15 protein-coding genes are annotated in these 13,847 nt (G+C 64.8%); 12 read left to right on the top strand and 3 right to left on the bottom strand.

The genetic code is table 11. The features are described 5' to 3' along the window. Window positions 1-189: 189 nt before the first annotated feature. From dnaJ to BRA1417_RS0104430, 7 genes are all read left to right on the top strand, one after another. Window positions 190-1,323: a molecular chaperone DnaJ gene (gene dnaJ / locus BRA1417_RS0104460; RefSeq protein ID WP_027514785.1), complete on the top strand. Its 1,134-nt coding sequence runs from the start codon at window positions 190-192 to the stop codon at window positions 1,321-1,323. 88 nt (window positions 1,324-1,411) lie between these two features. Further along, entirely contained in the window at window positions 1,412-2,011 is a 600-nt protein-coding gene (locus BRA1417_RS0104455) for a class I SAM-dependent methyltransferase (protein WP_007598495.1), read from the top strand. 57 nt (window positions 2,012-2,068) lie between these two features. Beyond that, complete coding sequence (locus tag BRA1417_RS0104450) at window positions 2,069-2,647, top strand: NADPH-dependent FMN reductase (protein ID WP_007604013.1); 579 nt, start codon at window positions 2,069-2,071, stop codon at window positions 2,645-2,647. Window positions 2,648-2,653: 6 nt separating this feature from the next. Further along, on the top strand, window positions 2,654-3,367 hold the full coding sequence (gene pyrF / locus BRA1417_RS0104445; protein WP_027514784.1) for an orotidine-5'-phosphate decarboxylase: 714 nt from the start codon (window positions 2,654-2,656) through the stop codon (window positions 3,365-3,367). Between the two features lie 74 nt (window positions 3,368-3,441). Next, entirely contained in the window at window positions 3,442-3,753 is a 312-nt protein-coding gene (locus BRA1417_RS0104440; protein WP_027514783.1) for a DUF1330 domain-containing protein, read from the top strand. Window positions 3,754-4,014: 261 nt separating this feature from the next. Beyond that, window positions 4,015-4,830, top strand: coding sequence for a 4-hydroxy-tetrahydrodipicolinate reductase (gene dapB, locus BRA1417_RS0104435; protein ID WP_027514782.1), 816 nt, complete (start codon window positions 4,015-4,017; stop codon window positions 4,828-4,830). A 19-nt stretch (window positions 4,831-4,849) separates the two neighbouring features. Beyond that, window positions 4,850-5,473 carry a 2,3-bisphosphoglycerate-dependent phosphoglycerate mutase gene (locus BRA1417_RS0104430; protein ID WP_027514781.1) on the top strand — a complete coding sequence of 208 codons (624 nt, stop codon included), beginning with the start codon at window positions 4,850-4,852 and terminating at the stop codon, window positions 5,471-5,473. Between the two features lie 188 nt (window positions 5,474-5,661). Here BRA1417_RS0104430 and BRA1417_RS0104425 read toward each other — a convergent pair whose 3' ends face one another. Continuing rightward, window positions 5,662-6,558: a bifunctional helix-turn-helix domain-containing protein/methylated-DNA--[protein]-cysteine S-methyltransferase gene (locus BRA1417_RS0104425; protein ID WP_027514780.1), complete on the bottom strand. Its 897-nt coding sequence runs from the start codon at window positions 6,556-6,558 to the stop codon at window positions 5,662-5,664. 56 nt (window positions 6,559-6,614) lie between these two features. After that, window positions 6,615-7,148: a DUF2244 domain-containing protein gene (locus BRA1417_RS0104420; RefSeq protein ID WP_027514779.1), complete on the bottom strand. Its 534-nt coding sequence runs from the start codon at window positions 7,146-7,148 to the stop codon at window positions 6,615-6,617. Between the two features lie 22 nt (window positions 7,149-7,170). On the opposite strand from BRA1417_RS0104420, the gene nth reads away from it, so the two are divergent. Genes nth through BRA1417_RS0104405 form a run of 3 tightly spaced genes read left to right on the top strand, consistent with a single transcriptional unit; the run spans window position 7,171 to window position 10,711 of the window. After that, window positions 7,171-7,923: an endonuclease III gene (gene nth, locus BRA1417_RS0104415; RefSeq protein ID WP_027514778.1), complete on the top strand. Its 753-nt coding sequence runs from the start codon at window positions 7,171-7,173 to the stop codon at window positions 7,921-7,923. 36 nt (window positions 7,924-7,959) lie between these two features. Then, window positions 7,960-9,096, top strand: coding sequence for an HlyD family secretion protein (locus BRA1417_RS0104410; RefSeq protein WP_027514777.1), 1,137 nt, complete (start codon window positions 7,960-7,962; stop codon window positions 9,094-9,096). Further along, complete coding sequence (locus tag BRA1417_RS0104405) at window positions 9,083-10,711, top strand: MFS transporter (RefSeq protein WP_027514776.1); 1,629 nt, start codon at window positions 9,083-9,085, stop codon at window positions 10,709-10,711. Before BRA1417_RS0104410 ends, BRA1417_RS0104405 begins: the two co-directional genes overlap by 14 nt. Window positions 10,712-10,717: 6 nt before the next feature. Here the strand turns inward: BRA1417_RS0104405 and BRA1417_RS0104400 are convergent, their stop codons facing one another. Then, the gene (locus tag BRA1417_RS0104400; protein WP_027514775.1) at window positions 10,718-11,458 is read right to left on the bottom strand and encodes a sulfate transporter family protein; all 741 of its coding nucleotides are present in this window, start codon (window positions 11,456-11,458) and stop codon (window positions 10,718-10,720) included. A gap of 192 nt (window positions 11,459-11,650) precedes the next feature. Between BRA1417_RS0104400 and BRA1417_RS0104395 the strand changes: the two genes are divergently transcribed. Further along, window positions 11,651-12,844 (top strand): CaiB/BaiF CoA-transferase family protein, encoded by a 1,194-nt coding sequence (locus tag BRA1417_RS0104395; RefSeq protein ID WP_027514774.1) that lies wholly within the window; start codon window positions 11,651-11,653, stop codon window positions 12,842-12,844. Continuing rightward, window positions 12,841-13,785 (top strand): hydroxymethylglutaryl-CoA lyase, encoded by a 945-nt coding sequence (locus BRA1417_RS0104390; protein ID WP_027514773.1) that lies wholly within the window; start codon window positions 12,841-12,843, stop codon window positions 13,783-13,785. Before BRA1417_RS0104395 ends, BRA1417_RS0104390 begins: the two co-directional genes overlap by 4 nt. Window positions 13,786-13,847 lie beyond the last annotated feature (62 nt).

The raw sequence follows: 13,847 nt of genomic DNA, 5'->3' as shown, positions 1-13,847 counted from the left end.
TCGACGGGCCAAGACCCTTTGAAAATCGGCTCTGTTAAAGCCGGGCCCGTTACGATCGATCAATTCCCAGCCGTTATTCTGAATGCTGCCGTGCAATCCTCTGCCGCGAGGCGGAAGGCTGCCTATATCGTCGCATGGCGACGTTGCTTCGCTCCGACTTGAATCGCGATCGGATAGACTGAGCTCATCATGTCCACGTCCACCAAGCGCTGCTACTACGAGACCCTCGAAGTCGAACGCGATGCCGACGATTCCGCGCTGAAATCGTCGTTCCGCAAGCTGGCGATGAAGTTTCACCCCGACCGTAATCCCGGGGACAACACCAGCGAAGTCAAGTTCAAGGAAATCAACGAGGCCTACGAGGTCCTGAAAGACAAGGACAAGCGCGCCGCCTATGACCGTTACGGCCATGCCGCCTTCGAGCAGGGCGGCGGTGGCGGCGCCGGTTTTGGCGCGGGCTTCGCCTCCTCCTTTTCCGACATTTTCGAAGATTTGTTCGGCATGGCCGGACAGCGCGGCGGCCGTGGCGGCCGCGAGCGCGGCGCCGACCTGCGCTACAACATGGAAATCACGCTCGAGGAAGCTTTTGGCGGCAAGACTGCGCAGATCGAGATCCCGGTCTCGGTCACCTGCGAAGCCTGTTCGGGCATTGGGGCCAAGGCCGGCACCAAGCCGAAGACCTGCTCGACCTGCGGCGGCGCCGGACGCGTACGGCAGTCGCAGGGCTTCTTCACGCTGGAGCGCACCTGCCCGGGCTGCCAGGGGCGCGGCCAGATGATCGAGGACGCCTGCCCGTCCTGCTCGGGTCAGGGCCGTGTCACCCGCGAGCGGAATCTGTCGGTCAACATTCCCCCTGGAGTCGAGGACGGCACCAGGATCAGGCTCGCCGGTGAGGGCGAGGCCGGGGTCCGCGGCGGCCCGCCCGGCGACCTCTACATCTTCCTGTCGCTGGCCCAGCACCAGTTCTTCCAGCGCGACGGCGCCGATCTGCATTGTCGTGTGCCGATCTCGATGGTGACGGCGGCGCTTGGCGGCGAATTCGAGGTGCCGACCATTGAGAAGGGCAAGACCAAGGTGAAGGTCCCCGCAGGAACCCAGTCCAGCCGCCGATTCCGCATCGCATCAAAAGGCATGCCGGTGCTGCGCTCGCGCCAGATGGGCGACATGTATGTTCAGGTCGTGGTCGAAACCCCGCAAAACCTCACCAAGAAGCAGCAGGAATTGCTGGCCGAGTTCGAAAAACTCTCCTCCGGCAACACCCAGCCGGAATCCGAGGGTTTCTTCACCAAGGTCAAGGATTTCTTCGGTAATCGCGCGAGTTGACGCGTCTTGACCGTACCGCCTTCGGCCTATACGTCTTTATGACCATTTTCTGACACGCCGCGGTCACGCGGTCCCGGCCGGTCCCGATATGCCATTGCCATCGTCCGCGCGTGCGTTGAAGAAGCCCCGTCTCGATGACGAGGTGCGTTTTCTCCGGTCATGGATCGAAAAGCCCCTCCACATGGGCGCGGTGATGCCGTCGGGCAAGCTGCTGGCCCGGACCATGGCCCATTACGTCGACGTCAATTCGGACGCACCGGTGGTCGAGCTCGGGCCCGGCACCGGCGCCATCACCTCGGCCCTGGTCGAGCGCGGCGTCGACCAGAAGCGTCTCGTCCTCGTCGAATACAATCCAGGCTTCTGCGCGCTGCTGCGCGACCGCTATCCGCAGGCCAAGGTGGTGCAGGGCGATGCGTATCGCCTGCGCGACACGCTCTGGAACGTGCTGAGCGCGCCGGCCTCCGCGGTCGTCTCCGGCCTGCCGCTGGTCACAAAACCGATGCTGACGCGGCTGCGGCTCATCCGCGACGCCTTCACGGCGCTGGCGCCCGGTGCGCCCTTCGTCCAGTTCACCTATGCGGTGGTGCCGCCGATTCCGAAATCGCTGCCCGGCGTGTCCACAGAGGCCTCGGAACGGATCTGGATGAACCTTCCGCCGGCCCGCGTCTGGGTGTATCGCAAGGACTAATTCCGCCGGCATTCCTGTTTGCGTGGCGGGCTCGTTTCGCCGAACGCATGGAAGCGGATGTCCGCACCGAAAATCCTGATCATTCCCGGCTCTCTTCGCACCGGCTCGCATAATGCGAAGCTGGCAGCGGTCGCCGCCTATGCATTCGACCAGGCCGGTGTCGACGTCACCCGCATCTCGCTCGCCGATTTTCCGCTGCCGATCTATGACGGTGACCTGCAGGCCAAATCCGGTGTGCCCAAGCACGCGATCAATCTCAAGCGCATGATCGGCGCGCATCATGGCGTGCTGATCGTCTCGCCCGAATACAACGCTTCGGTGCCGCCGCTGCTGAAGAACGCGATCGACTGGGTCAGTCGCGTGCATGAGCTGCACGAGCCGCGCGGCGAGGTGTTCCGCAACCGCGTCTTCGCGCTTGCCGGCGCCTCGCAGAGCCGGCTGGGCGCAGCTCGCGCGCTGCAGGCGCTTCGCCTGATCCTGACCTCCTGCCACGCCAATGTGATTGCCAGCCAGCTCACGCTCGCCTTTGCCGACCAGGCCTATGACGATATGGACAGGCTGAAGCACGAGGGCGATATCGCCGCGTTGAAGGAACTGGTGCGGCAGTTGATCGACATTTCCCAACGCATGATGTGAGGTGACATGACGCCAGCCGAGATTGCCCCGAAAGACCGCCTGATCGTCGCGCTCGATCTTCCCAGCGTTGATGCCGCGGAAGCGATGGTCAACCGGCTCGGCGACAGCGTCACCTTCTACAAGATCGGCTATCGGCTGGCTTATGCCGGCGGCTTGCCGCTGGTCGGCAAGCTTGCCGACAAGGGCAAGAAGGTCTTTCTCGATCTCAAGCTGCACGACATCGGCAACACCGTGGCGCAGGGCGTCGACAGCATCACCAGGCTCGGCGCGACCTTCCTCACGGTCCACGCTTATCCGCAGACCATGAAGGGTGCCGTCGAAGGCCGCGGCAGCTCGAACCTGAAGATCCTCGCCGTCACTGTTCTGACGTCCTACAACGAGGACGATCTGCACGCGGCAGGCTTCCGGCTTGGCGTCTCCGAGCTCGTCGAAGCGCGCGCGCAGCAGGCGCAGGTGCTCGGCATCGACGGGCTGGTATCGTCGCCCGAGGAAGTCGGAGCCTTGCGCAAGATCGTCGGCCATCAGATGAGCCTCGTCACCCCCGGCATCCGGCCGGCCGGTGCGGCGAGCGGCGACCAGAAGCGCATCATGACGCCGGGCCGCGCGATTGCGGCCGGCGCGGACCACCTCGTCGTCGGTCGGCCGGTGGTGGAAGCCACGGACCCCAAGGCGATTGCCGAGGCCATCCAGGCCGAGATCGCGCAAGCGCTCGGAGCATGATCCGGAAAAGTGTGCAGCGGTTTTCCGATCAGATCATGCTCAAATAGAAACCCAACAACACAGGGAGAAGAACAATGGCAAAAGGCTACTGGATCGGACGCGTCGACGTGAGCAGCGACGAGGGCTACAAGCCCTATGCCGTCGCCAATGGTCCGATCTTCAAGAAATGGGGCGGCCGCTTCGTCGTCCGCGCCGGCAAGTTCACCACCGTCGAAGGTGCCAGCCGCACCCGCAACGTCGTGATCGAATTCCCGGACTACGAGACCGCGATCGCCTGCTACAACTCGCCGGAATACCAAGTCAACATCAAGGTGCGCCAGCCGCACTCCGTCGCCGACCTCATCATCATCGAGGGCTATGACGGCCCACAACCATCAGACGGCTGAGGCTGGGTCTGCGCGCACGCCTCGTCCTTCGAGACGACCGCTCCGCGGTCTCCTCAGGATGAGGTTAAGCAGTATCGGCGCCCGTCGAATTTGTTGCCACGGATTCTGACCTCATCCTGAGGGCCCGCCGTAGGCGGGCGTCTCGAAGGATGGTCACAAGCGACCGGCGCTCCAGGGGAAGGTGGAAGCCCGCCTGCCCGATCCCCCTCGGTTGCCGGAACTGCCTCCCCCCGCTACAACGACCGTGAGAGGGATCGCACCATGTCCGACATGCGCTTGATTGTTGCTGGAGCCGGCGGCCGGATGGGCCGGGCGCTGACGCGAGCGATTGCCGAGAGCAAAGGCGCGGTGCTGGCCGGCGCGCTGGAGGCGCCGGGCTCGGAGCTGCTCGGCAAGGATGCCGGCGTGCTCGCGGGCCTGCCGGCCAATGGCATCAAGCTCTCCGGCGATCTCTGGGCGTTGTCGAAGGACGCCGACGGCATTCTGGATTTCACCGTGCCCGCGGCGACCCTCGCCAATGTCGCGATCGCCGCCGAACGCGGCCTCGTGCACGTGGTCGGAACGACCGGCCTGTCGGGCTCCGACAACGCCGTGATCAAGAGCGTCACCAACCGCGCCGTCGTGGTGCAGTCCGGCAATATGAGCCTGGGTGTCAATCTGCTCGCCGCGTTGGTCAAGCGTGTCGCCAAGGCGCTCGACGAGAGCTTCGACATCGAGATCGTCGAAACCCATCACCGCATGAAGATCGACGCGCCCTCGGGCACGGCGCTGATGCTGGGTCAGGCCGCCGCGGCCGGCCGCGGCATCGCGCTCGACGAGCATGCAGATCGTGGCCGCGACGGCATCACCGGCGCGCGCAAGCCCGGCGACATCGGCTTTGCGTCGCTGCGCGGCGGCACCGCGGCCGGCGATCACAGCGTGAGCTTCCTCGGCGCGTTCGAGCGGCTGACGCTGTCGCATCACGCGGAGGATCGCATGCTGTTCGCCCACGGCGCGCTGAAGGCCGCGCTCTGGGCGCATGGCAAGAAGCCGGGGCACTACTCCATGGCCGACGTGCTCGGCCTGTCTGACATTTAAACGAAACGGAAAGCAGTCAATGAGCGAACGTCTTCTCGTGCTGGTGCGGCACGGCCAGAGCGAATGGAATCTGAAGAACCTGTTCACGGGCTGGAAGGATCCTGACCTCACCGAACTCGGCGTGAAGGAAGCAACCGAAGCCGGCCGCAAGCTGAAGGCGCAGGGCCTCGTGTTCGACGTCGCCTACACCTCGGTGTTGACGCGCGCCCAGCACACGCTCGACCTCATTCTCGGCGAGCTCGACCAGAAGGGCCTGCCGACAACGAAGAACCTCGCGCTGAACGAGCGCGACTATGGCGATCTCTCCGGCCTCAACAAGGACGACGCCCGCAAGAAATGGGGCGAGGACCAGGTGTTGATCTGGCGCCGCTCCTACGACGTGCCGCCGCCCGGCGGTGAAAGCCTGAAGGACACGCTGGCGCGTGCATTGCCGTATTACGTGCAGGAGATCCTGCCCGGCGTGCTCAACGGCAAGCGCACTTTGGTTGCCGCCCACGGCAACTCGCTGCGCGCGCTGATCATGGTGCTGGAAAAGCTCTCGCCGGAAGGCATCTTGAAGCGCGAGCTCGCCACCGGCGTGCCGATCATCTACCGCCTCAATGCGGATTCGACGGTGGCCTCGAAGCTGGATCTGGCGGGCTAAAGACGTTCGCGCGGGACTGAGCCGGCCAAGCACTCGGTGTCGTCCTGGCGAAAGCCAGGACCCATAACCACCGTCGTTGGTTTTGCCATGACTGGTGGTTGGCAGTCGGCGCCAAAACATCTCCCTGGGATAATGGGTCCTGGCCTTCGCCAGGACGACGATGTGGGGCAGTTTACGCGTAGCAACTCTTACTGCATCCCCAGCTGCCCGGCCTCCCAGCCCAGCATCGCCTGCTTGCGGGTGATGCCCCAGTGATAGCCGGTGAGCGTACCGCTTTTGCCGAGCGCGCGGTGGCAGGGCACGACGAAGGACACCGGGTTCTTGCCGACCGCGGCGCCGACTGCGCGTGAGGCTTTCGGGCTGTTGATGTTGCAGGCGATGTCCGAATAGGACACCGCGCGGCCCATGGGGATCTTCAGCAAGGTCTCCCACACTCGCACCTCGAAATCGGTGCCGATCATCACCACGCGCAGCGGCTGGTCCGGCCGCCAGAGTTTTGTGTCGAAGATGCGCTGCGCCAATGGTGCGGTACCTTCGTGATCCTCGACGTAAGTTGCGTTCCGCCATCGCCGCGTCATGTCGGCAAGTGCCACCTGTTCCTCACCGGGATCGGCGAAGGCGAGGCCCGACAATCCGCGATCGGTCGCGATCACGATCGCGGTGCCGAACGGCGAGTGATGGAAGCCGTAGCGCAGGATGAGCCCCGCGCCGCCGTTCTTCCATTCGCCCGGTGACATCGCCTCATGCGTGACGAAGAGATCGTGCAAGCGCCCCGGACCCGACAGGCCCGAGTCGAGCGCCGCGTCGAGGATGCTCGCGGAGTCCCTGAGCAAGCCCTTGGCGTGATCGAGCGTGAGCGCCTGCATAAAAGCCTTCGGCGTGATCGAGGCCCAGCGGCGGAACAGATGGTGCAGCTCGTCCGGGGTGACGCCGGCCGCATCCGCCATCGCCTCGATGGTCGGCTGTGCGCGCCAGTTTTCCGAAATGAAGGCGATCGCCCGGCGCACGGAATCATAGTCGCGCAACGCGGCGTTCTGGGAGCCTGGCCCGGCCAGGCGCTGGTCATGTATCGCGAGTGTCATCATGACCACAAATGTAGGAGAGGGCGGGGTGCGAAACCACCCGATTTCCGATCCGCAAATCAGGTGACCGGATTGTAGGTCGGGCCGCGCCGGGCGGCATTTAATGCCTCAACCAAACCTTTGTAAAAACTTGCCTTTTCGTCCGGTCCCAGGAAGCGGGCGATCTGGATCTGGTGACCTCGCGAGATCAGATACAGATGCTCGATGCCAAAATCCTCGTCGATTTCCATGTCGAGTCGAACCCAGAGCGGATTGAAGGTCCATTCGACGATTTGGCCGTGCTGGCTGACGCGCCGCACGCGCAATTCAGATGGTGTGACCACGATCTCCTCGCTGGCCCGCGCCGCGCGGAAATTGGCTTTGAAGGCCCACCAGATCACCAGCACATCGAGGCCGAAGAAGCCGAACACTGGCCAGGCGCCCATCATCAGGAAGACGAGGCCGGTGACGAAGCTGACGGCGCTCAGGAACAGCATCACGGCGAGGAAGCCGGTGCGGTTCAGCGAGCGGTGCGGCGTCAGGCGCGCGGAAAAGATCTGAGGCTCAGCCTCGCTTCCCGATCGTTCGCGCTCAATTTCGTTGCCTGTGCTCATCGTCCCTCAGTATATCCCGATCATGGCGAAAATCACCCGCAAGCCGGCCCCGCGCAAAACCTCCGTGCCGAAGAAACAGGCAAAGCCGGTCGCGGCAAAACCAAAGGCGCCCGCGAAGAAATCCCTCAAGGCCATGAAGCCCTGGACGCCGCCCGAGGTCCACGAGGCCTTCAGCCGTTTCCGCAAGGCCAACCCGGAGCCGAAGGGCGAGCTCGAGCACGTCAATCCGTTCACGCTGCTGGTTGCGGTGGTGCTGTCGGCGCAGGCGACCGATGCTGGGGTCAACAAAGCGACGCGTGCGTTGTTTGCGATCGCCGACACGCCGCAGAAGATGCTGGACCTCGGCGAGGAACGCCTGCGCGAATACATCAAAACCATCGGCCTCTATCGCACCAAGGCGAAGAACGTGATCGGGCTGTCGGCGAAGCTGCTCAGCGAGTTCGGCGGCGAGGTGCCGCGCACGCGCGCCGGCATCGAGTCGTTGCCGGGTGCCGGGCGCAAGACCGCCAATGTCGTGCTCAACATGGCCTTCGGCGAGCACACCATGGCGGTGGACACCCATGTCTTCCGCGTCGGCAACCGGACCGGACTTGCGCCCGGCAAGACGCCGCTGGAGGTCGAGCTCGGTCTCGAAAAGGTGATCCCGGCCGAGTTCATGCTGCATGCCCATCATTGGTTGATCCTGCATGGCCGCTATACTTGTCTCGCGCGCAAGCCGCGCTGCGAGGTTTGCCTGATCAACGATCTCTGCAGGTGGCCGGAAAAGACGGTCTGAAAATAGCGTTCGGGAAACTGGTTTTTGGAGTCTAGCGTGAGTCAGCCGGAACAAATCCCGTCGCCGCCACCTGTTGCCACGCCGGCGCCGCCACCGAAGCCAACGCAGCGACCGGCGAGTTCGCTGTGGAGCCGGCTCGCGATTCCGCTGTTCGCGGTGATCGTCGCGCTCGGCTTCGTCGCGCTGGCAACGCAGCGCTTCGACGAATGGGTCGGAAACGCCGTGGTCCAGACCACCAACGACGCCTATGTGCGCGCCGAGCTGACGCGGCTTGCCAGTCGCGTCTCCGGCGAAGTGCTGACCGTCGGGGTCACCGACTTCCAGCGCGTCAAGGCCGGCGATCTCCTGATCCAGATCGATCCTGCCGACTATCAGGCGCAAGTCGCGCAGTCCGAAGCGGCGGTCGCCGCCGCGCAGGCCGTGCTCGACAATCTGGCCAATCAGATCGAGCTGCAATATGCGACGATCGCGCAGGCGCAAGCCGCGCGGCTCTCGGCCGAAGCCGTGGAGGTCGAGGCACGGCAGGAGCAGGAGCGTCAGCAATCGCTGTCGCAGACCGAATCCGGTACGCGGCAGCGGTTCGAGCAGGCGGTCGCAGGCTATGCCAAGGCGCAGGCCGATGTTCGCGCGAGCCGCGCCGTGATCGCGGCCCAGCAGCACCAGCTCGAGGTGCTGCAAGGCACCAGGAAGCAGCGCGCCGCCGATCTCGAAGCGACCAAGGCGACGCTGGCGAGTGCGAAGCTCAAGCTCGGCTACACCAAGATATCGGCGCCGTTCGACGGCGTCGTCGGCGAGCGGCAGGTCCAGCCCGGCGACTACGTCAACATCGGCACCAACCTCGTCAATGTCGTGCCGTTGCCGAAGGTCTATGTGATCGCGAACTACAAGGAGACCCAGCTTACCCACGTCGCACCGGGTCAGCCGGTCGAGATCACCGTCGACAGTTTCCCGCGTGAGAAGCTGCGCGGCCGGGTCGAGCGCATTGCGCCCGCGACCGGCGCGCAGGTCGCGCTGCTGCCGCCGGATAACGCAACCGGCAACTTCACCAAGGTCGTGCAGCGCATTCCCGTGCGCATCCAGTTCGACGACAACCAGCCGCTGCTGACGCGGCTGGTGCCGGGCATGTCGGTCGTCACCAGCATCGACACCAAGGCCGGCAATGGCGGAAAATGACGATTCCAGTCGTGGGCCGCTCTCGCGCGGCGGCGTCGCGCCGCAGCCGCTGTTTGCGGTGGCAGCGGTGCTGCTCGGCTCGTTCCTCGCCAATTTCGACAGCCGCCTGACCACGATTGGCCTGCCGGACCTGCGCGGCGCGTTCTCGCTCTCGTTCGACGAGGGCGCTTGGCTCTCCACCGCAGGCATCGGCTCGCAGATCTTCATCGCGCCTGCGGTGGCCTGGCTTGCCACCGTGTTCGGCCTGCGCCGCGTGCTGGGTATCCCCAGCCTCGTCTATGCCGCGGTCTCGCTGATCATCCCGTTCGTGCACGATTATCCGACATTGCTCGCGCTCAGCGTCGTGCATGGCCTCTTGCTGGGCACCTTCGTGCCGGCGACGCTGATGATCGTGTTCCGCAATTTGCCGATCCGCTGGTGGCTCCCGGCGATCTCGATCTATTCGATTCGCGTCGGCTTCGCGCTTGATACCTCGAGCTCGCTGGTCGGCTTCTATGTCGACCATCTCGGCTGGCAATGGCTGTACTGGCAGAGCGTCGTGATCGCGCCCCTGATGGGCCTGATGGTTTATTGGGGCACGCCGAACGAGCCGGTGAATCGCGCTTTGCTGCGCGAGGCCGATTGGGGCGGCATGCTGCTGCTCGGCGCCGGTGTCTCCATGATCTATGCCGGGCTCGACCAGGGCAACCGGCTGGACTGGCTGGGGTCGGGGACGGTGATGGCGTTGATCATTGCCGGCGCGGTGCTGGTCGCGGGCTTCCTCGTCAACGAGGCCCTGGTGCGACAGCCATGGGCGCATATCAACGTGCTGTTCTCGCGCAATATCGGTCTCGGGCTAGTCCTGATCCTGCTCTATACGCTGACCAGCCTCTCTAACGCGTCGCTGGTGCCGAATTTCCTCGCCACCATCGCTCTGCTCAGGCCGGAGCAGAGTGGCTTGCTGCTGCTCACCTATGGCGCGTTGCCGATGTTCGCGCTGGTGCCGCTTTCGATCTGGCTGCTGCGGCATTTTGATACGCGGACGGTGATGGTCGTGGGATTTGCCTGCTTCGCCGCCGCCAATCTCTGGGGCACGCAGCTCAGTCATGATTGGGCGCGCGAGGATTTCGCCGGCATCGTGCTGCTCCAGGCCATCGGGCAGTCGCTGACCTTGCTGCCGCTGATCATCACGCTGCTGTCCAATTCCGATCCGAGCCGTGCCACCTCGTTTGCCGCCTATATCCAGATCATGCGGCTCGGCGGCGCCGAGATCGGCGTGGCGTTGATGGGGACATGGCTGCGCGTCCGTGAGCAGATCCATTCCTTCTATCTCGGCCAGAATCTCGGCGTCGGCGACATCGACGTGGTCCGCATGCTGAAACAGCTCGCCGACCATTTTGCGGCCCATGGTGCGGGCTCGGCCCAGGCCCGCGCGGTCGGTACGCTCGCGGGCTTGGTCCAGCGCGAGGCCAATGTGCTCGCCTATATCGACGGCTTCTGGCTGTGCTTCTGGGTGGCGATGGCCGCGCTCGGCGTCGTCGCGCTGGTCACCCGGGCGCCGCCCGGCCCGTTCACGCCGGCGCCGTTCGGCTTCGCCAGGATGCTGTTGCGCAAATGCGGGATGTCGGTGACGTAGACACCCTCACCGCATTTGCCGCGCCGGCTCGATCAGCTCGGGGCGCCGGCCTGAGAGCCGCTTGTGCATGTGCACCATGAAGGCCATGGCGAAGATCGGCGTCGCTAGGTTCACGATCGGGATCGAGACGAAGGCTGCGATGAACAGGCCCGCGGTGAAGATGGTCGCGGCATTGTCGCGCCGCATCGCCTTGGCGTCCTCCGGCGAGCGAAACCGCATCGCCGCGAGCTCGAAATATTCGCGGCCGAGCAGCCATGCCGTGGCGAGAAAGAAGACCAGGAATCCGGCGCCGGCGAAAAGCACCAGCGGCAGCGCGATCAGATAGACCAGGATCGTCAGCAGCGCGGTCTTGACGCCCTCGTAGATCGCCTGGCTGACCGGCAGCGCGACGCCCGGCCGCTCGGCCGGATAGTGCTCGCGCTCGACGATGTCGGCGACGTCGTCCACGAACAGGCTCGCCACCAGCGACGTGATCGCGGGCATCAGGAACACAGCCCCGAACACGACGCCGAGGCCCGCGGCGATCGAGATGATCCAGGACAACACCTCGAGCGATGAGTGCCAGCCCGGACCGAGTAGGCCTTCCAGCCAGGCCTCGCCATAGGTCGCAAACCAGCTCAGGAGCCGCTGCAAGCCGATCGCCAGCACGATGATCAGCACCAGTGCAACGCCGATCGACCGCCACAGGATCGAGCGCATCGGCGGCGAGATCATTTGCGACAGCGCCTTGACGGCGGCATCCAGCATGGGAGTTCCTCTCACGAAATCACCCGCGAGAGGTAGACACCCCGGGCCACTTCGGCAAGGGAGATCGGCGGCGCCGCTTATGGCCGGATTGACCGCTCGCATCAACGAAGCCACGATGAATTCGGCAGGACCGTTGCTCCACCAACCCGCTTGACAACAAGCGGAACCAGCGCGGCAAAGGAACAGGCGCATATGGCGATGGAAGAATCGGCGGACGGATTGCCGCTCGCAGGCGTGCGCGTGGTCGAGATGACCCACATGGTCATGGGCCCGACCTGCGGCATGATCCTGGCGCAGCTCGGAGCCGACGTGATCAAGGTCGAGCCGCCTGCGGGCGACAAGACCCGGAGCCTGGGAGGCATGGGGACCGCCTTTTTCCCATTGTTCAACCGCGGCAAGCGCAGCGTGGTACTGGATTTCGAGAAGACTGAGGATCGCGACACCATGCACCGGCTGCTGGCGACCGCCGACGTGTTCCTTGAGAATTTTCGCGACGGCCAGCTCGGTAAGCAGGGGCTTGGCGCGGACGAACTGCGCCGCCGGCATCCGGGTCTGATCATTGCCGGCCACAAGGGATTCCTCTCCGGTCCCTACGAGCACCGCCCCGCGCTGGACGAGGTGGTGCAGATGATGGCGGGCCTTGCCGCCATGACCGGCACCAGCGAAAAGCCCCAGCGCGTCGGCTCGTCCGCCAACGACATCATGGGCGGCATGTTCGGCGTGATCGCGATCCTCGCGGCGCTCTATCAGAAGCGCGGAGGAAAACGCGGCGGCGCCGACATCCGCATCGGCCTGTTCGAGAACTGCCTGTTTCTGGTTGCCCAGCACATGGTCGAATACGAGATGACCGGCAACAAGCCGCGCTCGATGCCGGAGCGCGAGCATGCGTGGCCGATCTACGACATCTTCGAGACCGCTGGCGGCGAGCCCATCTTCATCGGCGTCGTCACCGAAGGCCATTGGCAGAGCTTTTGCCGCGAGTTCGGCCTGACTGAATTCCTCGATGATCCCGCCTTGCGCACCACGACCGATCGCATCCTGGCGCGCGGGCGGATCATTCCGCGCGCCGCCGGGATCATCAGGCAATGGGACGTGGCAAGACTGTCGCAGAGGCTCGATGCGCTCAACATCTGCTTCTCGCCGATCAACCGGCCCGAGGATCTCTTCACCGATCCGCATGTGCTGCGGCCGGGCGGCCTCGTCAACAATGTCACCGCCGACGGCAAGCCGTTCCGGGTGCCGGCGCTGCCGATCGAATGGAACGGCAGCCATATCGGCGAAGGCCTGAAGGTCGCCCCGCTCGGCGCCGACACGGCGGCCGTTCGCGCCGAGATCGACAATGAAAATGAAGACGTCACGTCAAAAACGACAGGGAGGCGCGGATGAGCCGGATTCAGGAGATTTACCCTGCAGAGCGCGTCAGCCTGCGCGAAGTCGGCCTGCGCGACGGGCTCCAGCTCGTGAAGAAAATTCCGTCAACCGACGCCAAGCAGCGCTGGGTGCGCGAGGAATATGCCGCCGGCGTGCGGCATTTCGAGGTCGGCTCGTTCCTGCCGGCAAAGACGTTTCCGCAATTCGTCGATGTCCGTGACGTTGTCGCGACCGTCGCTTCATTGCCCGGCGCGCATGGCATCGCGCTTGCGCTCAACGAGCGCGGCGTCAACGAGGCGCTTGAATCCGGCGTTGGCGAGATCGCCTCGGTGGTCTCGGCAACGGAAGAGCACAGCCAGGCCAATGCGCACCGCTCGCGCGAGTCCGCCATCGCCAATCTGAAACGCCTGTGCGAGCTGCGCGACGCCACCAGCCACAAGCCGCTCGTCAACGCGGCGATCTCGATGGCGCTGGGCTGCTCGATCACCGGGGCGGTTGATCCTGCAGAAGTGCTGCGGCTGGTCGACAAATGCCTGGAGGCTGGTGTCGATTTCGTCGGCATCGCCGATACCGTCGGCTATGCCGGGCCGAAGCAGGTGGCGGAGCTGACGCGCGCCGCGGTGAAGCTCGCAGGATCAAAGCCGATCTGCATCCATCTCCACGACACCCGCGGCATGGGCATCGCGAACGCGGCCGCCGCGCTCGACGAAGGCGCGCGTATCCTCGACGGCTCGCTCGGCGGCCTCGGTGGCTGCCCCTTCGCCCCCGGCGCGACCGGCAATGTCGTGTTCGAGGATCTCGTCTTCCTGTGCGAGAGCAAGGGCTTCGCGACCGGCATCGATTTGAAGAAGCTGATCACGGTGCGCAGGATCCTGCGCGAGGAGATGCCGAACGAGCAGCTCTACGGCGGTGTCGCGCGGGCCGGGTTGCCGGGCGGGAATGCGAAGGCGGCTTAAATCCGCAAGCGGAATGCTCTTCCCTTCTCCCCTTGTGGGAGAAGGTGGCGCGAAGCGCCGGA

This window comes from Bradyrhizobium sp. WSM1417 (assembly GCF_000515415.1).
GTDB lineage: Bacteria > Pseudomonadota > Alphaproteobacteria > Rhizobiales > Xanthobacteraceae > Bradyrhizobium.
This window is presented reverse-complemented; position numbering and strand designations above follow the sequence as displayed.